The following is a 22472-nucleotide window of genomic DNA, read 5'->3' on the forward strand; positions in this document are numbered from 1 at the left end:
GACGTATCAGTCGATCGCAGCAAGTTTCGCAATACTGAGTTGTAACCACTTAATGCCGTGGCGCTTGAAGTTCACTTGCGCACGGGCGTCAGCATCTACACCTTCAAGCCCAGTTACACGCCCTTCACCAAACTTAGTATGGAACACATTTTGTCCGATAGTGAATGGATAATTTCCACGTGGGGGTGAAGCCAACCTCTTCACTTCCATTGAGGCAGAGCCAACTCTCTTGGCCGGCCTTTGACGCTCAGAGCCTGAATCAAAAAAGTCATTGGATTCGTATTCGCGTTGACGGGTATAGCCATCTTGCCAGGTAGATCCCGATCTTGAGTTACTGTTACCACTACCGCCCCAGCGCGCATCTCTTGCTTTAGGGGTGAGCCATTTCAATGAATCCGAGGGAAGTTCTTCTAAGAAGCGGGATGGCATGTTGTAGCGGACTTGGCCATGCAGCATGCGTGATTGGGTGTGCGAGAGATATAAACGCTCCTTGGCACGTGTTATCGCTACGTACATCAAGCGACGCTCTTCTTCCAAGCCATTTTGTTCATTCACACTATTCTCATGAGGAAATAAACCCTCCTCAAGGCCAGTAATGAAGACAGAAGTGAACTCCAAACCTTTAGCGGAGTGCACTGTCATTAACTGCACGGCATCTTGACCAGCTTGAGCTTGGTTATCACCCGCCTCCAGTGAAGCATGGGATAGGAAGGCAGCCAAGGGCGATACCTCAACTACGCCTGGAGCATTCTCACCCGGCAACATGGCAGCCGCAGCATCCTGACCATAACCTTCTTCGGCAATAAATGCCGTGGCAGCATTAATCAATTCTTGTAAGTTCTCGACGCGATCTTGCCCTTCACGCTCTGAGAGGTAATGCTGAATCAAGCCGCTGTTCTGAATCACAAATTCGACTGTTTCAGGCAAAGTATTGTGGCGAGTGGCTTCACGCATATGGTCTACCAAGCGTACAAATCCACCCAAAGCTGCACCGGCTTTACCCTCTAAAGAAGAGGCAGCCAAATACAAAGAGCATTGCTGTGCTCGAGCAGCATCTTGTAATGCCTCGATTGATCTGGCACCAATTCCGCGAGTTGGAAAATTCACCACCCTAGAGAACGAGGTGTCGTCATTCGGATTCTCGAGCAAGCGCAAATAAGCTAGTGCATGTTTAATTTCAGCGCGCTCAAAGAATCGCAAGCCACCATAAACACGGTACGGAATAGCTGCAGAAAATAATGCGTGCTCAATAATGCGTGACTGGGCGTTACTGCGATAGAGCAATGCGATCTCTGTACGTTTGATACCGCTATTTACTAGAGCCTTAATCTCATCTACCAGCCAAGCGGCTTCGGCATGATCGCTTGGCGCCTCATAGATACGGACTGGCTCGCCATGTCCAGCATCGGTTCGTAGGTTCTTGCCAAGACGCTCAGAGTTGTTCGCAATCAGGTGATTTGCAGTATCCAAAATATGGCCGTGCGAGCGATAGTTCTGCTCTAGCTTGACCATCAAAGGGTGATATTGCTTCTCATAAAGGCGCATGTTTTCAACATCAGCGCCACGGAAAGCATAAATACTTTGGTCATCATCCCCGACCGCAAATACTGAACTACTACCCATGCCGCTGACATTGATGCGACTTGCGTCATGACCCGATAACAATTTAAGCCATGCATATTGCAAAGCATTGGTATCTTGAAACTCGTCAATCAAGATGTGACGGAAGCGTTCTTGGTAATGCGTACGAATCGCTTCACTATGTTTCAGTAATTCGTAGCTGCGCAATAAGAGCTCAGCAAAATCAACTACGCCTTCGCGCTGACACTGCTCATCATAAGCAGCATAGAGTTGCGCCATCTTGGCTTGAAAATCATCGCCAAGTGCTAAATCTTTTGCGCGCTGACCGCGCTCTTTGGCATGAGCAATGAAGTACTGCAGTTGCTTTGCGGGATACTTTTCATCATCAACCTTTAAACCCTTTAACAGACGCTTAATCGCAGAAAGTTGGTCTTGGGTGTCCAGAATTTGGAAAGTAGATGGCAAACCCGCTTCTTTATGGTGAGCTCGCAATAAACGGTTACAAAGTCCATGAAAGGTGCCAATCCACATCCCGCGCGTATTAATCGGCAACATAGCGCTCAGGCGGAGCATCATCTCTTTAGCGGCCTTATTGGTAAAGGTCACCGCTAGGACACCAATTGGGGATACCTGGCCGGTCTGAATCAACCAGGCTATACGGGTGGTGAGGACACGGGTCTTGCCGCTCCCTGCCCCAGCCAAAATCATGGCTGATTGGGCTTGGCCATTTTCATTTACGGGCGGGAGGGTCACTGCCTCGCGCTGTTCTGGGTTGAGGTTCGCGAGCAAGTCTGAGTACATCAGCCCAATTATAATTTGCCTCTTATGCCAAATGCCTCAAATACCCCTAATTCACCAGCGGCCAGCTCAGCAGACGAGCTCGCCAAATCCTACGAACCCGCCCCGATCGAGGCCTACTGGGGTCCAGAGTGGGAACGCCGAGGAATTGCCGATTCCACCATGGATGAGGGTAAGGGTGATTTTTCTATTCAACTGCCACCTCCAAACGTGACCGGCACCCTTCACATGGGTCATGCCTTCAATCAAACCATCATGGATGGCTTGATTCGTCATGCTCGGATGTCGGGCAAAAACACTTTATGGGTACCTGGCACCGATCACGCTGGTATCGCCACTCAAATTGTTGTTGAGCGCCAACTTGATGGACAGAAAGTGTCTCGTCACGATTTGGGTCGTGAAAAGTTTTTAGAAAAAGTGTGGGAGTGGAAAGAAGCTTCTGGCAACACAATTACTAGGCAAATTCGTCGCCTAGGTGCTTCGATCGATTGGGGTAAAGAATATTTCACAATGGACAGCAAGATGTCCAAAGCAGTGGTGGAAGTTTTTGTACGCCTACATGAGCAAGGTTTGATTTATCGCGGCAAACGTTTAGTGAACTGGGATCCTGTTCTAGGTACCGCAGTTTCAGATTTAGAAGTGGTGAGCGAAGAAGAAGATGGGTCGATGTGGCACATTCGCTATCCATTAACTGATGGCTCTGGCCATCTCACGGTTGCTACAACACGCCCAGAGACCCTACTGGGTGACGTTGCCGTCATGGTGAACCCAGAAGATGAACGTTACAAACACCTCATTGGTAAGTCAGTAAATCTGCCTTTATGTGATCGTCAAATTCCGATCGTTGCAGATGACTACGTTGACTTGAACTTTGGTACTGGCGTTGTAAAGGTAACTCCTGCACATGACTTTAATGACTATGCCGTAGGCCAACGCCATCAACTACCAATGATCAACATCCTCACTTTGGATGCCAAAATTAATGAAAATGCTCCGGCTACTTATCAAGGCATGGAACGTTTTGCAGCACGCAAACAAGTGGTTGCCGATTTAGATGCGGCTGGCTTACTAGATAAAGTGCAGCCCCATAAATTGATGGTGCCTCGTGGTGATCGCACTCAAACGATTATTGAGCCGATGTTGACGGACCAATGGTTTGTGGCGATGTCCAAGCCAAGTCCAGATAACAAATATCAACCCGGCTCATCTATTGCGGGCGCAGCATTAGATGCCGTGACTAAGGGCGATATCAAACTTGTCCCAGAGAATTGGATTAATACCTACACCCAGTGGTTGGAGAATATTCAGGACTGGTGCATCTCTCGCCAACTTTGGTGGGGTCATCAAATACCCGCTTGGTATGGCGATGATGGACAAATTTTCGTAGGGCGCTCCGAGGAAGAGGCTAAAGCGAAAGCTGCTGCTGCGGGTTATACCGGCAAACTCAATCGCGACCCCGATGTCCTAGATACCTGGTTTAGTTCCGCTCTCGTCCCATTTAGCTCCTTAGGTTGGCCCGAAGAAACGCCTGCATTAAATCACTTCCTACCTTCCTCGGTCTTGGTAACTGGCTTTGACATCATCTTCTTCTGGGTGGCGCGGATGGTCATGATGACCTGCCACTTCACTGGCAAAGTGCCATTCCATACTGTTTATGTCCACGGCCTAGTGCGTGATGCCGAAGGTCAAAAGATGAGTAAATCCAAAGGTAATACTTTGGATCCAATTGATTTAATTGATGGCATCAAGATTGAGGAATTAGTAGGCAAGCGAACTACTGGCCTCATGAATCCAAAGCAGGCAGAGAGTATTAGCAAGAAAACCAAAAAAGAGTTTCCAGATGGTATTCCAGCGTTTGGTACAGATGCCTTACGCTTCACCTTTGCCTCATTAGCCTCACTTGGTCGCAATATTAATTTTGATCAAAAGCGTTGCGAAGGCTATCGCAATTTCTGCAACAAACTTTGGAACGCTACTCGCTTTGTATTGATGAACTGCTCTGGCAGTGATGAGGACAATGGTTTAGCACCATGTGACAACCAATGCGGTCCAGAAGGCTATTTAGACTTTTCGCCTGCAGACAAATGGATTGTTTCCCAGCTCCAAAGAACCGAGGCTGATGTTGCCAAAGGCTTTGAGAACTATCGCTTTGACAATATTGCAAGCAGCATTTACCAATTTGTCTGGGATGAGTATTGCGATTGGTATTTAGAGCTCGCTAAAGTGCAGCTACAAACTGGAACGCCAGCTCAGCAACGCGCTACACGCCGTACCCTATTGCGTGTTTTGGAAACGATCTTGCGTATGGCGCATCCATTGATTCCGTTCATCACTGAAACGCTTTGGCAAACCGTTGGCCCGAAGTCTGGAAAAGAGCTTGCCAAACAAACCAAACAAACGATTGCGCTTCAACCCTACCCTGTTGCTCAGCCTGAAAAGATTGATGAACAGAGTGAAGCTTGGGTTGCACAGATCAAAGCGATTGTGGATGCTTGCCGCAACCTGCGCGGCGAGATGCAAGTGCCTCCAGGCCAAAAAGTGCCACTCTGGATTTTTGGGCCACAATCATTTTTAGAGAAGGCAACGCCGTATTTGATGGCGCTAGCGAAGTTGGCGGAAGTCAAAATCTATAGCGATGAATCCGCCTTAGAAAAAGATGCTCCTGGCGCACCAATCGCTCTAGTGGGCGATATCAAACTCCTACTGAAGATTGAAGTGGACGTTGCTGCTGAGCGGATTCGTCTTGGCAAGGAAATTGAGCGTTTAGCCAACGAAATTAATAAGGCCAAAGGCAAACTGACCAATGAAAGCTTTGTAGCTCGCGCTCCAGCTGAGGTTGTTGCCCAAGAAAAACAACGTCTTGCCGGCTTTGAGCAGAATCATGAGAAGCTTGTTGCACAATTAGAGCGTATTAAATAAAAGCGGTTAAATAATGCGATTGGAAGTTATATGCCATTAAAAACTAAAGCGGTCACAAAAGCGGTTTTCCCAGTCGCAGGATTAGGGACGCGCTTCTTGCCAGCTACCAAGGCAAGCCCAAAAGAGATGCTCAATGTGGTCGATAAACCACTCATTCAATATGCTGTTGAAGAAGCAATTGCCGCAGGCATTACCGAAATGATTTTCGTTACCGGTCGCAGTAAACGCGCTATTGAAGATCACTTTGATAAAGCCTATGAATTAGAGGCTGAGCTTGAGGCTAAAAACAAGCAAGCCCTTTTAGATATCGTTCGTAGCGTTAAACCTAGTCACGTTGATTGTATTTATGTACGTCAACCTGAAGCACTCGGTTTAGGTCACGCAGTTTTATGCGCAGAAAAGTTAGTGCGTGATGAGCCATTTGCCATTATTTTGGCTGATGACTTATTAGATGGTCAGCCTCCTGTACTTAAGCAAATGCTCAAAGTATTTGACGAGCAAAATGGCTCTGTAGTTGCTGTGGAAAAAATCGATCCGGCAAAGAGCAGCTCCTACGGCATTGTTTCAGGCTCCGAGGTTACAAAAGGTATTTACCGCTTGAACGGTATCGTAGAAAAGCCTCAACCTAAAGATGCCCCATCTAATTTGGCCGTTGTAGGACGCTACGTTCTTTCTTCAGATATCTTTAGCCATATTCGCAACCTCAAGCCTGGAGCAGGCGGCGAGATCCAACTCACCGATGCGATCGCCTCTTTACTTAAAGAAGAGCCAGTATTTGCGTATGAATACGATGGAGTGCGCTATGACTGCGGCAGCAAGCTGGGCTACCTCAAGGCATCCGTGGAGTTTGCCCTGCGCCACCCTGAAGTCTCTGCTGACTTTGCTGCTTATCTCAAGAGCCGCTCATTGACTTAATTCGCTTTTGGCTGAAATAAAAAAGGCAGAGAGATCTCTGCCTTTTTTATTGTGATTGAGAGCTACTACCTGCGCTTCATGAAAAACACCAACACATCACCTTCAGTAGTGCTTGCAAGCAACTCATTGCCGGTTTGCTTAGCGAAAGCCGGGAAGTCATGTGCTGCCCCCGCATCGGTTGCCTTAATCTTTAAGACTTCACCTGACTGCATGGTTGCCAAGGCCTTTTTGGTACGCAAGATCGGCAAAGGGCAGTTCATGCCGATGGCATCTACTTCTGCATTGAAAGCAATATTTACTGACTCACTCATTTGCTTGCTACCCAATCTTTAACACCTGCCAAAGCAGCGCCCAGCTTGCTTGGATCGGTTCCGCCGGCCATCGCCATCTCCGGCTTGCCGCCACCTTTACCACCCACTTGCTGAGCCACGAAGTTCACGAGATCACCTGCTTTAACCTTGCCAATCGAGTCAGCAGTTACGCCGGCAATCAAACTCACCTTATCACCCTGAACTGAGGCCAACACAATGGCAGCAGTTTTAAGCTTGGCCTTGAGGGCGTCCATGGTTTCACGCAGAACGCCAGCATCAGCACCATCAAGACGTGCAGCAAGTACTTTGATGCCATTCACATCAATTGCCTGTCCAGCCAATTCGTCACCCTGACTTGCGGCTAACTTAGAGTTCACTTTCTCTAATTCACGCTCAGCTTGGCGCAGGCTGTCTTGAAGTTGTGCAACGCGATTTACCAAATCCCCTGGGTGAGTTTTCAGAATCGCTGCCGCTTCATTAATCTTATCTTCCAAACCTTGCAAGAAGTGCAACGCATTGTTTCCAGTTACCGCCTCAACACGGCGGATACCAGCGGCAACGCCACCCTCAGAGACAATCTTCAGGCTACCGATATCGCCAGTGCGAGATACATGCGTACCGCCACACAGCTCTTTAGAGCTACCGATCTCAAGGACTCGCACCTCATCCCCATACTTCTCACCGAAGAGCATCATGGCGCCAGTCTTTTGTGCATCATCTAATGACATGACTTTGCCAGAAGTGGCAGTGTTGTCCAGAATCTCTTGATTCACAATATCTTCAATGCGGCGAATTTGTTCTGCAGTGATAGGTGCATTGTGCGTAAAGTCAAAACGGGTCTTGGTAGCATCAACCAAAGAGCCCTTTTGCTGCACGTGATCACCTAATACCTCACGCAATGCTTTATGCAAAATATGAGTAGCGCTGTGATTGCGCATGGTGTCAGTTCGCTGCTGGGTATCCACTAAGGCACTGATTGCATCACCCACCTTGAGCTCGCCCTCAAGGACTTCACCCTGATGACCAAATACATCAGCCTGGATCTTGAAGGTATCTTCAACCGCAAAACGAATGCTTTCATTACGGAGTTCGCCCTTGTCGCCAACTTGACCGCCAGATTCAGCATAAAACGGGGTGTTATCCAAAACAATTACGGCTGCATCGCCTGCCTTGACGGACGGAACAGCCGAACCATCTACATAAAGGGCGGTGACTTTCGCACCCTCATGTTTTAGGGTGTCATAGCCATGAAACTGGGTTGGTTTGCCCTTGTAATCCAATCCTTGGGCTACTTTGAACTTACCGGCAGCCCTGGCTTGGTCGCGTTGCTTTTGCATCGCCACTTCAAAACCATCAGCATCAACAGTCACTCCGCGCTCACGACAAACGTCTGCTGTTAAATCCAAAGGAAAGCCAAATGTGTCGTGTAAACGGAAAGCAGTTTCACCATCGACTACTTTTGCACCGCCGGCTAAAGCACCATCCAAAATTTCCATGCCGTTAGCAATCGTTTGGAAGAAGCGCTCTTCTTCCTGCTTAATCACTTCGCCAACTTTGTCTTGTGCAGCGCGCAACTCTGGATAAGCTTCACCCATTTCTTTTACGAGCGCAGGTACCAACTGATAGAAGAATGGTTTGCGAGCACCGAGTTTATAACCGTGACGAATCGCACGACGAGCAATCCGACGCAATACATAACCACGACCTGCGTTACCTGGAATCACGCCATCAACGACAATGAAGCTACATGCGCGAATGTGGTCAGCGATGACCTTCAATGATGGGCTCTCTGCATCGCAGCTCTCGCCACCAGCCGCATCAACCGCTTCCTTGGAAGCCTTGAGGAGATTGACGAAGAGGTCGATTTCATAATTAGAGTGAACGTGCTGTAGAACAGCTGCAATACGCTCAAGACCCATGCCAGTGTCAACACTAGGCTTAGGCAGTGGATGCATTACCCCCGCTTCATCGCGGTTGAACTGCATAAAAACGTTATTCCAAATTTCAATATAACGATCACCATCTTCATCAGGGCTACCAGGAGGTCCGCCGGGAATATGATCGCCGTGATCATAAAAAATTTCGGTGCAAGGACCGCATGGGCCTGTGTCACCCATCATCCAAAAATTATCTGATGCGTAACGCGCTCCCTTGTTATCGCCAATCCGAATAATGCGATCTGCAGGCACGCCAATTTGCTTATTCCAAATCTCAAAAGCCTCATCGTCTTCGGCGTACACCGTTACCAAGAGCTTTTCCTTGGGCAATTTAAATGTCTGGGTCAATAAGTCCCAGGCAAACTGAATTGCATCCTTCTTGAAATAGTCACCAAAGGAGAAATTTCCGAGCATTTCAAAAAAAGTATGGTGACGGGCTGTATAGCCTACGTTATCCAAGTCGTTGTGTTTTCCACCCGCCCGAATGCACTTTTGAGCAGTTGTAGCGCGGTTATAAGGGCGCTTATCGAACCCTAAAAACACGTCCTTGAACTGATTCATACCGGCATTGGTAAATAGCAGGGTAGGGTCATCCCCCGGCACTACAGGGCTGGATGGGACAATTTGGTGGCCTTTTTGGGCGAAGAAGTCCAGGTAAGCCTGGCGAATTTGGGAGACTTTCATGTCAATAATTATCGCATTGGCACTAGCCTAGGGCAAACGCTAGGCAGGAAGCTCCAAACCTGCCTTACAATCCGACAACATCAATAAAAATCGGCTTTAAGTCGACAATAAGGAGAGCATCTTGAAAATTCGCAATCAACGGGATTTTGGGGCCGGAATCATGTATATGATTATTGGCCTCTTCTTCGCCATTATGGCTACCCAGTACCCCATGGGAACTGCTGCCAAAATGGGCCCAGGTTATTTCCCATTCTTCCTTGGGATCCTAATGGCTTTATTAGGCGTACTGGTATTACTGCAGTCACTAAATGCAAAAGCAGCGATTGAAAGTATTCCAAAATTCAATTGGCGCATCATTGCCCAGATTACTGGCTCTGTAGTGCTATATGGACTACTCTTACCGCGCATGGGCTTCTTAATTGCTGTGGTTGTCTTGGTATTGGTATCTGCAAGCGCCAGCAAAGAATTCACTTGGAAGGGCTCATTAATTAATGCTGGCTTCCTCGTTGCATTTACTTATTCAGTGTTTGTGTTGGGTCTGAAACTTCAGTTCCCACTCCTGCCTGTATTCCTACAACAATAACGAACCGGGACTCTGAAAAATGGATTTATTTGCTAACTTAGCTCTCGGTTTTGATACCGCGTTCACATTACAAAACCTTCTGTACTGTCTTATCGGCTGTATTCTAGGAACCTTGATTGGCGTATTGCCAGGCCTTGGCCCGATCGCAACGATCGCGATGTTATTGCCAGCAACCTATGCATTGCCTCCAATTGCAGCATTGATTATGTTGGCTGGTATTTACTACGGCTCACAGTACGGCGGCTCTACAACAGCGATTCTTCTGAACATTCCGGGGGAGACGTCCTCGGTGGTGACGGCGATCGACGGCTATCAAATGGCCCGAAATGGTCGCGCTGGTGTTGCACTCTTTACTGCAGGTATGGGCTCATTCTTTGCAGGTTGCGTAGCAACTTTAGTATTGGCTGCATTTGCCGCCCCACTCTCTCAACTCGCATTTAAGTTTGGTCCTGCTGAATACTTCTCCTTGATGGTCTTAGGTTTGATCGGTGCAGTTGTATTGGCATCCGGCTCTTTGATCAAAGCGATTGGCATGATCATCTTGGGTCTCTTGATGGGCTTGATTGGTACTGACGTGAACTCTGGTGTATCGCGCTATGCGTTTGATATTCCTGAATTAAGCGACGGTATTGGCTTCGTAGCTGTTGCGATGGGCGTGTTCGGTTTCGCAGAAATCATGGGTAACCTTGAAAAGACTGGCGATGACGAAGGCTTCCTCAACAAGCTCACCACCATGATGCCAACCAAGACCGATATCAAGCGCATGATTCCTTCAATCTTGCGTGGCACAACGATTGGTTCTATCTTGGGTATCTTGCCAGGCGGCGGCGCAGCTTTGGCAGCGTTTGGCGCTTACTCTGTTGAGAAAAAATCCTCCAAGTACAGCCACGAGTTTGGTAAGGGTGCAATTGAAGGCGTTGCTGGTCCAGAAGCGGCAAACAATGCTGCTGCTCAAACCTCATTCATTCCATTGCTCACATTAGGTATCCCACCAAATGCTGTGATGGCTTTGATGGTTGGCGCGATGACCATTCATAACATTCAGCCAGGCCCACAAGTAATGACTAGCAACCCAGCACTCTTCTGGGGTCTGATTGCTTCCATGTGGATCGGTAACGTAATGTTGATCCTCTTGAACTTGCCTTTGATTGGTATTTGGGTCAAGCTCTTGAAGATTCCTTATCGTTTCCTTTATCCAGCTATCTTGGTGTTCTGCTGTATCGGCGTGTACACCGTAAACAACACTGTGTTTGACGTTTATGTAACCGCAGGCTTTGGTTTGATTGGTTACCTGTTCTTCAAGCTCGGTTGCGAACCTCCTCCATTGCTGTTGGGCTTCGTACTTGGACCAATGATGGAAGAAAACTTCCGTCGCGCACTATTGTTATCTCGCGGTGACTTCACTACCTTCGTAACCCGCCCACTTTCTTTAGGTTTGCTGATTGCAGCAGCCCTCTTGGTAGTGATCGTGGCTCTGCCAGCAGTGAAGAAAACTCGTGAAGAGGCGTTTGTGGAGGAATAATTCCCCGCACCTCTCCAAAAATGAGCCCGCAGCAGTTTGCGGGCTTTTTCTTTATGGGCCAGGGGTTTTCTCTACAATGTGGCTATGTCCCAAGATAGCAAGCCCTCCAAAGCAAATACCGGCGCTGTAGCCGAACCGTCTAACTTCTTACGCCAGATCATTGACCATGACTTGGCAAGCGGAGCCTTTTCACAGCGCACGAATTTGGCTGGGGAAGCTATTCCATCCATCATTACCCGTTTTCCGCCTGAGCCAAATGGCTACCTGCATATTGGTCACGCCAAAAGTATTTGCCTGAACTTTGGTTTAGCCGCTGATTACAACAATCAAGCTGGCGGCGCTCGTTGCAATATGCGCCTGGATGACACTAATCCGGTAAAAGAGGATGTTGAGTACGCTGACAGTATTTTGGATGCAGTGAAATGGTTAGGCTTTGATTGGGGAACCCATCTTTATCACGCAAGTGACTACTTTGACAAACTGTATGAGCTTGCCGAGATCCTGATTCAGAATGGCAAAGCATATGTTGATAGCCAAAGCGCGGATGACATCCACACTAATCGCGGCAACTTTGGTCAAGCAGGGAAAAATAGTCCTTATCGTGATCGCAGCCCAGAAGAAAATCTACAACTGTTCCGTGACATGCGTGATGGCAAGTTCAAAGATGGCGAACATGTTCTGCGCCTGAAGATTGATATGGCGCACCCGAACATCGTGATGCGCGACCCTGTGGTTTATCGCATTCGCCATACTGATCACCATCGTACCGGTAGCAAATGGTGTATTTACCCGCTTTATGACTTTACCCATTGCATCTCAGATGCCCTAGAAAACGTCTCTCATTCCATATGCACCCTAGAGTTTGAGAATAACCGTCCACTCTATGATTGGATTGTGAATTCCCTAAAGGAACTTGGTGTCTTTAAAGACCCAGTGCCGCATCAATATGAATTCGCTCGTCTCAATCTGACTTACACCATCACCAGCAAGCGCAAACTCTTGCAGCTGGTTGAAGAAAAACATGTAGATGGCTGGGATGATCCACGCATGCCAACGATCGTTGGTATTCGTCGTCGCGGCTACACCCCGGAGAGTATTCGTTTGTTCTGCGAGCGTATCGGTGTTTCTAAAGCAGATAGCTGGATTGATATGAGCACCTTAGATCAGGCCTTGCGTGACGATCTAGAGGCAAGAGCGCCGCGCGCTACTGCAGTACTCAAACCACTCAAGCTCGTTGTGGAAAACTTTGATGCCTCAGCAAAAGAAGCTTGTTCTGCTCCGCGCCACCCTAACCATCCAGAGTGGGGCAATCGCGAATTTAATTTCACGCGTGAACTGTGGATTGAAGCGGATGACTTTATGCAAGAGCCTATTAAAGGATTCTTCAGACTGTATCCACCTATTGGCGATCAGCCTGGTAGCCGCGTCCGCTTACGCCATGGATTTGTAGTTGAGTGCACTGGTTTTGAAACTGATGCACAAGGTAATGTGACCCAAGTCAATGTGACTCACTTCCCTGACAGTAAAAGCGGTACCGCCGGCTCCAACAATTACAAGGTTAAGGGCAATATTCATTGGATCAGCGCTGCTGAAGCGATTCCAGCTGAAGTGCGCTTATACGATCACCTCTTTACGGACCCGCATCCAGATAGCGGTGATAAGAATTTCTTGGACGCAATCAATCCAAACTCCATGCAAACCATTGACGCTTATTTAGAGCCTTGCATGAAAGATATCAAAGCTGAAGATCGTCTTCAGTTTGAGAGACATGGATACTTTGTTGCTGATAAGAATGATTCCAAACCTGGCAAGCCGGTGTTTAACCGTACTGTTGGCCTTAAGGATTCCTGGAAATAGTTTTCAGAAAATGTCCCACGCTGGGATAGCGAAGTGGTGTTTTGAGTTCATGCAAGCGACTATTAGTCACTCTGCGTGACTCGCGCATAAAAGACCACAGCATCGGGCTAACGATTTTTTGCAACTCATTACCAGGCAAGCGAGCCGGTCTTTCCAGCCCAAAAGCATCTGCCACTTCATCGAAGTAATCACCCATTTTGGTTTCACCACCATCACAGGTATTAATGATGCGCTGGGGTTTGCCGTGATAGACCGCAGCGCATACTAGCCTCGCCAAATCTTCACTATGGATATGGTTTGAGTAAGCATCCTCTGCAGGGAGTAGCGCCGGTGTTTTGGCCTGTAGTCGTTCAATTGGCAGACGGTCAGCAGCGTAAATCCCTGGGACACGCAGAATCGTTAAAGCCACCCCATGGGCTGGCGCCCACAAACGGAGCGCCCGCTCTGCATCAACCCTTCTTTGAGCACGCTCACTTTGGGGGCTCACTGGGGTTGCTTCACTCACCTTGCCGCCCCTATGGTCACCATAGACGCCTGTGGTGCTGATGTAGATTAGGCGCCTGACGGCATTGGATCCTTGGGCTAAAATTCGCATTAGGTTGCGGGTTCGGCAATCACGATTTCCACCATTTTGAGGTGGCGCCAGATGAATCACGGTTTGAGCTAAACCACTGAGGCGCCACAAAGACTCTGGATGATCCAGATTACCCAAAACAGGAATCGCGCCAACCTCCCTCAACTCCTGAAAGCGATTCTGTTGAGAAGTGAGTGCAAATACACGATGACTTCGAGAAAGCTGTTTAGCTACCCGAAGACCAATATCTCCGCAGCCAATAATCAGGATTGAAGGTTTACCAAAAGATTGCATAAGTGACATCGTAACGATTTATTGAAAGGAATGAGAGTGTCCTACCAAGTCACGCTCAAAACGAGCGGCAAACAATTTACCGTTAATCCAGATGAAAATCTCCTGGAGGCCGCTCTTCGTCAAGGCATTAATCTGCCTTATGGCTGTAAAAATGGTGCCTGCGGCTCCTGCAAGGGTAAGGTTTTAGAGGGTCAAGTGACTCATGGCCAGCATAGTGAAAGTGCTCTGGGTAAAGCTGAAGAGACTGCAGGTGGCATTCTATTTTGCTGCTCCCATCCCCAATCAGACCTTTTGATTGAAGCGCGTGAAGTCCAAGGTGCGGGCGATATTGCGATTCGGAAGGTGCCCTGTCGCGTCAACACGATTAGCAAGCCTAGCAGCGATGTTGCTATCCTGAAACTGCAATTGCCCGCTGCCGAACGCTTCCAATTCCTAGCTGGGCAATATTTAGAGTTTCTACTCAAAGATGGTCAACGCCGTGCTTACTCGATTGCCAATGCGCCTGAGCAAGAGGGCCCTCTCGAATTGCATATCCGTCATTTGCCTGGCGGCCTATTCACCGACTTCGTATTTGGTTCTGTTACACCAGCCCTTAAAGAAAAAGATATTCTTCGCTTTGAGGGTCCATTGGGAAGCTTCTTCTTAAGAGAAGATTCTAAAAAACCCATCATCTTTGTCGCTGCTGGCACAGGCTTTGCACCAATCAAATCCATCATTGAACAAATGCAGGCAAAGAAAATTCATCGACCTATTCATCTGTACTGGGGTGGTCGTCGCCCAAGCGATTTGTATTTAGAAGATTTGTGTAAATCCTGGGAAACAGAAATACCTGACTTTAAGTACATCCCCGTGATTTCTGATGCCTTACCGGAAGATGCTTGGCAGGGTCGCACAGGATTTGTGCACCAAGCCGTAATGACGGATCATCCGGATATGAAGAGCTTTCAGGTTTATGCCTGCGGCGCCCCAGTAATGGTCAATGCCGCCAGAAATGACTTCTCAGCTAAGTGTCAATTGCCAGAAGAAGAGTTCTTTGCCGACTCCTTCACCAGTGCAGCTGATTTGGCGACTGTATAAGTCCTGCGCCATAAATCCCATTCAGTTGGATAATAGACACCTCATTTGACCTTATTGACCACTAAATCAGCATGAATAAGCCAACTCAAGCCATCGATCATCATTCAGTGATGTTCATTACCCCACGCCCTGAAGTGATCATGGTCGAAGGCAATGGCTCATGGCTGACAGACAACAATGGCAAACGCTATCTGGATTTCCTGCAAGGTTGGGCAGTTAATTGCTTGGGTCACGGCAATCCAGGAATGATTGAGGCACTTAATGCGCAAGCAAAAAAGCTCATTAATCCAAGCCCGGCGTTTTATAACGACCCCATGATTGGTTTATCCAATCTACTCACACAAAATAGCTGCTTTGACAAAGTCTTCTTTGCCAATAGTGGAGCAGAAGCAAACGAAGGCGCGATTAAGCTCGCTCGCAAATGGGGTCAGATTAATAAATCTGGTGCTTTTGAAATCATTACCTTTGATCACAGCTTTCACGGGCGCACATTGGCAACGATGAGCGCTTCCGGCAAACCTAACTGGGATACGATGTTTGCTCCACAAGTAGCGGGCTTTCCTAAGGCAGATTTAAATGATTTGGAGTCAGTTAAAAAACTGGTGACCGATAAAACGGTTGCGGTAATGCTTGAGCCTGTTCAGGGCGAAGGCGGCGTCATTCCAGCTACTCAAGAATTTATGCGTGAGCTACGTAAGTTCACCAAAGAAAATAATATTCTGTTAATTGCCGATGAAGTGCAAGCTGGTTGTGGGCGCACCGGCACACTCTTTGCTTATCAAAACTACGGCATTGAGCCAGACATCATGACCTTGGGTAAAGGTATTGGTGGTGGCGTGCCTCTGGCAGCACTATTGGCAACCGATGCAGTGGCTTGCTTTGTGCCGGGTGATCAAGGTGGAACCTATAACGGCAATCCTCTCATGACTGCTGTTGGCATTAGCGTGATTGAGCAACTGTTAGCCCCAGGCTTTTTGGATAGTGTCAAAGCCAAAGGCGAGTTACTGAAGTCTGAATTACTCAAGCTTTGTGCAGAATTTAACCTCGAAGGTGAGCGTGGTGAAGGCTTATTGCGCGCATTGATGCTTGGAAAAGACATTGGCCCAAAACTCGTTGAACTTGCACGTGACCGCAGCCCTGAAGGCTTGTTGATTAACTCGCCTAGACCAAACTTATTACGCTTTATGCCAGCCTTAAATGTGTCTGATGATGAAATTCGTCAGATGTGTGGCATGCTGCGTGAACTCTTGAAGCAGGCTAGCTAATTTCTATCCAACCAAGTTTTTTGGTAGAGAAAAAGTAACCTCCTCTACCACTCCATCAAGCGCCCGAACCTGTCTCGGACCAAACTCCTGAATTCGATTAACAATAGATTGGGCTAGACTCTCTGGCGCTGATGCGCCGGCAGTTAAACCAACCCGTTTTTTTCCAGCAAACCATTCCGGCTTGAGTTGCTCTGGGGCATCTACCATGTAAGACGGTACGCCCAGCTTTTCAGAAAGCTCACGCAAACGATTAGAGTTCGAGCTCGTCGCACTTCCCACCACAATGACCACCTCAACCTGAGGCGCCATAAATTTCACAGCATCTTGACGATTCTGAGTGGCATAACAAATATCTTGTTTGCGAGGCTGAACAATATTGGGAAACTTTTTAGTTAATGCTTCGACAATTTCTTTCGTCTCATCTACTGAGAGTGTCGTCTGGGTAACAAATGCGATCTTCTCATCAGACGGGAATGGCAAAGAGCTCACATCACCAATCTTTTCAATTAAGAACACGCCTTCCTTGACCTGCCCCATAGTCCCCTCAACCTCAGGGTGACCCGCATGTCCAATCATCAATACAGTAAAGCCGTCCTTACACATTTTGACAACTTCGAGGTGAACCTTGGTAACCAAGGGGCAGGTAGCGTCATACACCTGCAAACCCCTTGCTTCAGCGTCTTTGCGCACTTCCTGAGAAACGCCGTGAGCACTGAATACAACGATGCCCCCTTTAGGAACCTCGTGCAGTTCATCGACAAATACTGCGCCTTTATCGCGCAACTCATTCACCACATAAGCGTTATGAACAATTTCATGACGTACATATATAGGGGCACCAAAACGAATGAGTGCCTCATTGACGATATTAATCGCACGATCAACCCCCGCGCAAAAGCCACGCGGTTGAGCCATCAAAATTTCTGCGTTATTAGAAGTACCCATGTTTTACAGAATCGCCACAATCTCTGCTTCGAATGTTACGGGCCTACCTGCCAAGGGGTGATTAAAGTCGAACCAAGCACCCTCATCATTAATCGATTGCAGTACACCGGCATATTGAGCACCGCCTGGCGCATTGAACTCAATCACATCACCTGGATTAAATTCCGCATCATCATCGCGACCCTCTTTGAGCGCTTGCAGAGAAACCCATTGCACTAAATCTTCTTTACGCTCCCCAAAACTTTCTTCAGGCGCAAGCAGCGCACTTTTTTTCTCACCCACACCCAAACCCAGCAAGACCTTTTCAAAGCAAGGAGCAAATTGTCCAGATCCCATCAAAACCGTCGCAGGACGATCGATAAATGTGTTGATGTAATCATCCCCGCTAGGCAAGGTAAGCCGATAGTTGAGAGTCAGAAAGGAATTAGGCAAAACGGTAAGCTTAGTCATAAGGTGATTGTATCTAGGCCTGCGCCTGCTGTGCACTCCCCCATTACGAACTGGCCAAAAAATGAACAGCCCAGGGAGAAGCTTCGTTTAAAAGGCGCCGCAGCACTTTCTGACGCTGAACTTCTTGCCATCTTTTTACGTGTTGGGGTAAAGGGTAAAAGTGCCGTTGCCCTAGCTAAGGATCTACTACATCACTTTGGAAGCCTGCCTCGACTGTTAGCCAGCACTCCTGAAGAGCTCACCCGCATTCATGGCATGGGGCTATCTAAATGGTCTCAAATTCAAGCGGCATATGAGCTGGTTAAACGCAGCCTGGAGGATGGTCTTAGCCAGGACCCCATCTTTTCATCACCGAACCACGTTAGGGAGTTCTTACAGGCCAAAATTGGCCGCCTGCCGCACGAGGTCTTTCTATGCCTCTACCTAGACTCACGCCTCCATCTCATCGAATGCGAGGAGCTTTTTAGGGGCTCCATTACCCAGACGGCGATCTACCCCCGCGAAATCCTGAAAGAAGCTCTGGCCAAGAATGCTAGCGCCTTGATCGTGGCTCACAACCATCCCAGCGGCAACCCATTACCTAGCGATGCAGACCAAGAACTTACCAAGGTGCTAGAAAACGCCTTGCAAATGGTAGATATTCAGCTCCTAGACCACTGCATTGTCAGTGGCAGTGGTTTTTTCTCTTTTTCAGACTCTGGTCTTATGAATAATGCCAATAAACGATAGTAATTACTAACTTATTTGCTTATTTCACCCCCCGATCTACTTGTTATATCAACATCTCGGCCAACAAAGCGAATTAGAGCTAGCCCAAAATAGGCTGGGACTGATACAATCTTCTTTTTTCGCAATTAATGGAGTTATGTCATGGCAAAAGTTTGCCAAGTCACTGGGAAGAAGCCGATGGTTGGCAACAATGTATCCCATGCAAACAATAAAACGAAGCGTCGCTTTTTGCCGAATTTGCAAAATCGCCGTTTTTGGGTTGAATCTGAAAACCGCTGGATTAGCTTGCGCTTAACCAATGCTGGTTTGCGCGTTATCGACAAGAACGGCATCGATGCTGTGTTGTCTGATCTACGTGCACGTGGCGAAATTTAAGGAGCGCATAAATGGCTAAAGGCGGCAGAGAAAAAATCAAGTTAGAGTCATCAGCAGGTACTGGTCACTTCTACACAACTTCAAAAAACAAGCGTACTAAGCCTGAGAAAATGGAGATCATGAAGTTTGATCCAACCATTCGCAAGCACGTTGCTTACAAAGAAACAAAGCTGAAGTAATTACTTCTTTCAGCAAATAAAAAACCCGCTACATCAGCGGGTTTTTTATTATCTAGAAATTCCTTAAGCGTAACGACGCAATCTCAAAGAGAACTCACGCAGACTCGTTAAACCACTTTCTTCTGCATGCTGACACCATGTATGCAACTGAGAGAGCAATTGCTCTTTGGTGGCATTAGAGCGACCCCAGATAGCTTGTAGATCACGGCGCATCTCAATCATCTTGCGTAACTGCGCATTGCTTGCCATTAACTCTTCTAGCTTTGCTTTTTCTTGCTCAGTTAAACGAGTTTCATCTTTAGCTAACCATGTGCGAGCATCACTTAAATGGGATGCCAACACCTGCATGTGCTGCACTTCATTATTGAAAAAACTGCGCAATGTCTTGCTATAGCGCGCCATAATTTCATAGCGGTTCGCAATAATGGCTTCAAGAGTATTTTGATCGGCAGGACGCAAGTCGCTTAACACTGGCTTAGGTGGAGTCTTCTTCACAGTTGCCAAGCCAACCGCGCTCATGATTTGGATATACATCCAACCAATATCAAACTCGTACCATTTATTAGATAGCTTCGCACTGGTTGCAAAAGTGTGGTGATTATTGTGCAACTCTTCGCCACCAATCAAAATACCCCAAGGCACAATATTTCTGGATGCATCTTCGTTATCAAAATTGCGATAGCCCCAATAGTGGCCGATGCCGTTAATTACTCCAGCAGCAGTAATGGGGATCCACAGCATTTGCACCGCCCATACGGTCAAGCCAATTGCGCCAAACAAAAACACATCAATGATGAGCATGATGGCAACACCCTGCCAAGAGAACTTAGAGTAAATGTTGTGCTCGACCCAGTCATCTGGAGTGCCGTGACCAAACTTATCTAAAGTCTCCTGGTTGGCGGCTTCCTTTTTATAGAGCTCAGCACCACGAGAGAGCACGGTATTGATTCCTAAAACTTGTGGGCTATGTGGATCGTCAACCGTTTCACATTTGGCATGATGCTTGCGATGAATCGCAGCCCATTCTTTGGTAACCATGCCTGTAGTTAGCCAAAGCCAAAAGCGGAAAAAATGAGAAACGATGGGATGCAGATCTAAAGCACGATGAGCTTGGCAACGGTGCAAGAAAATAGTTACTGCTGCAATCGTGATGTGAGTGACGATCAGAGTGAAAACAAGAATCTGCCACCACGACCAATCTAAATATCCATTCGCGATCCAATGGAGGAATAAATCAAAACCTGAAGCTGTATTCAAAAGGGAATCCCTAAAGAGGTCTAAAACTCTATTTTAGTTCTTTAGGGGTCTTCTTGTTTTTGACCTTAGTCTCTTTTTGATCGTCTTTTTCAGACTCAGGAACTGGGGCGGCGGCTTTCTTTTGGAACACTGCGCCAAAGAAACCGTCAGTGCCATGAATATGTGGCCACAATTGCCACCAAGGATTATCTAGACTGCACCCTAAAGGTAATTTTTCCTTTGGAAACAATGGCTTAAGAACTTCTGCGGCTGGAACAGCCTCAAATTGCGGATGGTTTGCCAAAAATTCCTCTGCAATGGCCTGGTTTTCTTGAGGCAATAAGCTGCAGGTGGCATACACCAAGCGTCCGCCTGGTTTTAATAAACGGGCTGCAGAGGCCAAGATACTTCTCTGCTTTTGGTTAAGTTCCAGCACCCCTGCTGGGGTTTGGCGCCACTTTAGGTCAGGATTGCGTCGTAAAGTACCCATGCCACTACAAGGGGCATCAACTAAAACGCGATCAATCTTGCCAGCCAAGCGTTTGATCTTGGCGTCATTCTCACTATCAATCCACACGGGATGCACGTTTGAGAGCCCACTGCGGGCCTGTCGCGGCTTTAAATTGGCCAAGCGACGCTCTGATGTATCTAAGGCATACAAACGGCCTGTGGAGCGCATGATCGCTCCAATTGCCAAAGTCTTGCCGCCGGCTCCGGCACAAAAGTCCACAACCATCTCACCACGCTTTGGTGCAAGCAAGTACGCCAAGAGTTGACTACCTTCATCCTGGACCTCAAACATACCCGCTTTAAAGCCTGGAGTGTTTTGTAAAGCAGGTTTACCCATGATACGAACACCATCAGGCGCGTATGGAGTTGGGATTGCTTGGTAGCGACCACCCAATGCATTCATTTGCGCGAGCAATTCTTCGCGATTGGTTTTCATGGTGTTTGCACGGAGGTCCAACAGCGCTGGATACATTAAAGATTTCGCAAGCTCTTCACGAGTATCTTCACCGGGATATTGACCAAACGCATCCCACAACCACTCTGGCAAATTATTACGAACGAGGGGATTTAATGCAGCAGGATCTACCGTCGCAAAACGTTGCAACCATTCGTATTCGCCAGGCTTGAGTACATGTGCTAAGTCAGCAATGGCACTCTCTGCACGATTGGCAGAACCCAATCCACCTTCAGATAAAGCGGACAGCAAGCCCAATAGGGCTAAGCGTCTGGGCTGTGACCCTTCACCACTAGAGGCAAACTGAGAGAACTCATTTTTACGACGCAAGATTGCAAAAGCACTCTCCGCAATCAATGCACGATCACGATTTCCAAGCTGTTTCTCTTCTCTGAAATAACGACTGACAACTCGGTCAGCCGGCTGTTCAAAACTCAGCAATTCAGGAAGCAAGCGCTCTAGATGAATTGCATGCTGTGGCAATGCTTTTGCATTAGAGAAATTCTTTTGACCTTCAGGTGCAATCAAGTTGCCACTGGCATTACGACGCTCAGGACGACGCAGCGGATCTTTCGATTTCGTTGCGTAACTTTTGTGGGGGGCTAGTCTGCTGCCAGATCTGCGGGGTGGACGTTCTGCACTCATAATTTAAAAAATTGCGACTCCGGGGGTTGTAACTTCACTTGATTACCTTCTATTCGCAATCGTCCATCGAGGAACCATTTTACGGCCCGCGGGTAAATTTGATGCTCAGCAGCTAAAACACGGGCAGCTAGAGTGTCAGGATCATCATCCTCAAGCACCGGAACGGAGGCCTGACAAATAATCGGCCCCTCATCTACGCCTTCATTCACAAAGTGAACGGTGGCACCGTGCTCCTTGACCCCGGCCTCCAGAGCTCGCTCGTGGGTATGCAAACCAGGGAAGGCAGGCAATAAAGCAGGGTGAATATTGATCAATCGGCCCTCAAAATGGCGAATAAAGCCTGGGGTCAGAATTCTCATAAAGCCGGCCAATACGACTAAATCAGCCCCCAAAGCATCAATCTGCTCAATTAAGGCGGCATCAAAGGCTTCGCGAGTGGCGTGTGCCTTATGGTCAATGGCAAAGGCCGGAATACCCTGCGAACGAGCAAAATCAAGGCCCTTAGCCGCAGAGTGATTCGCTATGACCCCAGCAAATGTGACCGGCCATTGCTCTTTTTGGGCAGTTTTAACAATGGCCTCGAAATTAGATCCGCGGCCGGAGATTAAGGTGACGATAGAAGGCATGCCCAC

19 protein-coding genes are annotated in these 22472 nt (G+C 47.8%); 10 read left to right on the forward strand and 9 right to left on the reverse strand.

Annotated elements, in window-relative coordinates; all coding sequences use genetic code 11:
• Positions 1–6: 6 nt before the first annotated feature.
• Complete coding sequence (locus AOC21_RS08255; RefSeq protein ID WP_215391522.1) at positions 7–2382, reverse strand: UvrD-helicase domain-containing protein; 2376 nt, start codon at positions 2380–2382, stop codon at positions 7–9.
• Between the two features lie 24 nt (positions 2383–2406).
• Between AOC21_RS08255 and AOC21_RS08260 the strand changes: the two genes are divergently transcribed.
• Positions 2407–5298, forward strand: a complete 2892-nt coding sequence (locus AOC21_RS08260; protein WP_215391523.1) for a valine--tRNA ligase — start codon at positions 2407–2409, stop codon at positions 5296–5298.
• 30 nt (positions 5299–5328) lie between these two features.
• On the forward strand, positions 5329–6213 hold the full coding sequence (gene galU, locus AOC21_RS08265) for a UTP--glucose-1-phosphate uridylyltransferase GalU (RefSeq protein ID WP_215391524.1): 885 nt from the start codon (positions 5329–5331) through the stop codon (positions 6211–6213).
• 65 nt (positions 6214–6278) lie between these two features.
• Here galU and AOC21_RS08270 read toward each other — a convergent pair whose 3' ends face one another.
• Together AOC21_RS08270 and alaS are read right to left on the reverse strand one after the other, a co-directional pair.
• Complete coding sequence (locus AOC21_RS08270) at positions 6279–6524, reverse strand: sulfurtransferase TusA family protein (RefSeq protein WP_216859952.1); 246 nt, start codon at positions 6522–6524, stop codon at positions 6279–6281.
• Entirely contained in the window at positions 6521–9145 is a 2625-nt protein-coding gene (gene alaS, locus AOC21_RS08275) for an alanine--tRNA ligase (protein WP_215391525.1), read from the reverse strand. Before alaS ends, AOC21_RS08270 begins: the two co-directional genes overlap by 4 nt.
• A 121-nt stretch (positions 9146–9266) precedes the next feature.
• On the opposite strand from alaS, the gene AOC21_RS08280 reads away from it, so the two are divergent.
• The 3 genes from AOC21_RS08280 (at position 9267) to AOC21_RS08290 (ending at position 13107) form a co-directional block, all read left to right on the forward strand.
• Positions 9267–9728 (forward strand): tripartite tricarboxylate transporter TctB family protein, encoded by a 462-nt coding sequence (locus AOC21_RS08280; RefSeq protein WP_215391526.1) that lies wholly within the window; start codon positions 9267–9269, stop codon positions 9726–9728.
• A gap of 19 nt (positions 9729–9747) precedes the next feature.
• Positions 9748–11250, forward strand: a complete 1503-nt coding sequence (locus AOC21_RS08285; protein WP_215391527.1) for a tripartite tricarboxylate transporter permease — start codon at positions 9748–9750, stop codon at positions 11248–11250.
• A gap of 84 nt (positions 11251–11334) precedes the next feature.
• Positions 11335–13107, forward strand: coding sequence for a glutamine--tRNA ligase/YqeY domain fusion protein (locus AOC21_RS08290; RefSeq protein ID WP_215391528.1), 1773 nt, complete (start codon positions 11335–11337; stop codon positions 13105–13107).
• On the opposite strand, the gene AOC21_RS08295 is transcribed toward AOC21_RS08290, so the two are convergent.
• Entirely contained in the window at positions 13088–13984 is an 897-nt protein-coding gene (locus tag AOC21_RS08295; RefSeq protein WP_251371493.1) for an SDR family oxidoreductase, read from the reverse strand. The genes AOC21_RS08290 and AOC21_RS08295 overlap by 20 nt on opposite strands.
• A gap of 27 nt (positions 13985–14011) precedes the next feature.
• On the opposite strand from AOC21_RS08295, the gene AOC21_RS08300 reads away from it, so the two are divergent.
• Together AOC21_RS08300 and AOC21_RS08305 are read left to right on the forward strand one after the other, a co-directional pair.
• Positions 14012–15052: a CDP-6-deoxy-delta-3,4-glucoseen reductase gene (locus tag AOC21_RS08300; RefSeq protein WP_215391529.1), complete on the forward strand. Its 1041-nt coding sequence runs from the start codon at positions 14012–14014 to the stop codon at positions 15050–15052.
• A 71-nt stretch (positions 15053–15123) separates the two neighbouring features.
• The gene (locus AOC21_RS08305; RefSeq protein WP_215391530.1) at positions 15124–16317 is read left to right on the forward strand and encodes an acetylornithine transaminase; all 1194 of its coding nucleotides are present in this window, start codon (positions 15124–15126) and stop codon (positions 16315–16317) included.
• 3 nt (positions 16318–16320) lie between these two features.
• Here AOC21_RS08305 and ispH read toward each other — a convergent pair whose 3' ends face one another.
• Together ispH and AOC21_RS08315 are read right to left on the reverse strand one after the other, a co-directional pair.
• A complete protein-coding gene (gene ispH / locus AOC21_RS08310) occupies positions 16321–17262 on the reverse strand; it encodes a 4-hydroxy-3-methylbut-2-enyl diphosphate reductase (RefSeq protein WP_215391531.1) in 942 nt (313 codons plus the stop codon).
• Positions 17263–17265: 3 nt separating this feature from the next.
• Positions 17266–17712 carry a peptidylprolyl isomerase gene (locus tag AOC21_RS08315; protein ID WP_215391532.1) on the reverse strand — a complete coding sequence of 149 codons (447 nt, stop codon included), beginning with the start codon at positions 17710–17712 and terminating at the stop codon, positions 17266–17268.
• Positions 17713–17742: 30 nt separating this feature from the next.
• Here AOC21_RS08315 and radC point away from each other — a divergent pair, with 30 nt between their 5' ends.
• The 3 genes from radC (at position 17743) to rpmG (ending at position 18995) form a co-directional block, all read left to right on the forward strand.
• Positions 17743–18441, forward strand: a complete 699-nt coding sequence (gene radC, locus AOC21_RS08320) for a DNA repair protein RadC (RefSeq protein WP_251371494.1) — start codon at positions 17743–17745, stop codon at positions 18439–18441.
• Between the two features lie 141 nt (positions 18442–18582).
• Positions 18583–18816 (forward strand): 50S ribosomal protein L28, encoded by a 234-nt coding sequence (gene rpmB, locus AOC21_RS08325; RefSeq protein WP_011903570.1) that lies wholly within the window; start codon positions 18583–18585, stop codon positions 18814–18816.
• Between the two features lie 11 nt (positions 18817–18827).
• Positions 18828–18995: a 50S ribosomal protein L33 gene (gene rpmG, locus AOC21_RS08330; protein WP_015421876.1), complete on the forward strand. Its 168-nt coding sequence runs from the start codon at positions 18828–18830 to the stop codon at positions 18993–18995.
• A 63-nt stretch (positions 18996–19058) separates the two neighbouring features.
• Here the strand turns inward: rpmG and AOC21_RS08335 are convergent, their stop codons facing one another.
• Genes AOC21_RS08335 through purN form a run of 3 tightly spaced genes read right to left on the reverse strand, consistent with a single transcriptional unit; the run spans position 19059 to position 22466 of the window.
• Positions 19059–20252 carry an acyl-CoA desaturase gene (locus AOC21_RS08335; RefSeq protein WP_215391534.1) on the reverse strand — a complete coding sequence of 398 codons (1194 nt, stop codon included), beginning with the start codon at positions 20250–20252 and terminating at the stop codon, positions 19059–19061.
• 28 nt (positions 20253–20280) lie between these two features.
• Positions 20281–21840 (reverse strand): RsmB/NOP family class I SAM-dependent RNA methyltransferase, encoded by a 1560-nt coding sequence (locus tag AOC21_RS08340; RefSeq protein WP_215391535.1) that lies wholly within the window; start codon positions 21838–21840, stop codon positions 20281–20283.
• Positions 21837–22466: a phosphoribosylglycinamide formyltransferase gene (gene purN, locus AOC21_RS08345; RefSeq protein WP_215391536.1), complete on the reverse strand. Its 630-nt coding sequence runs from the start codon at positions 22464–22466 to the stop codon at positions 21837–21839. The genes AOC21_RS08340 and purN overlap by 4 nt, the downstream gene beginning before the upstream one ends.
• Positions 22467–22472 lie beyond the last annotated feature (6 nt).

It is taken from the genome of Polynucleobacter sp. VK25, from assembly GCF_018687355.1.
In the GTDB taxonomy this organism is placed as follows: Bacteria; Pseudomonadota; Gammaproteobacteria; order Burkholderiales; family Burkholderiaceae; genus Polynucleobacter.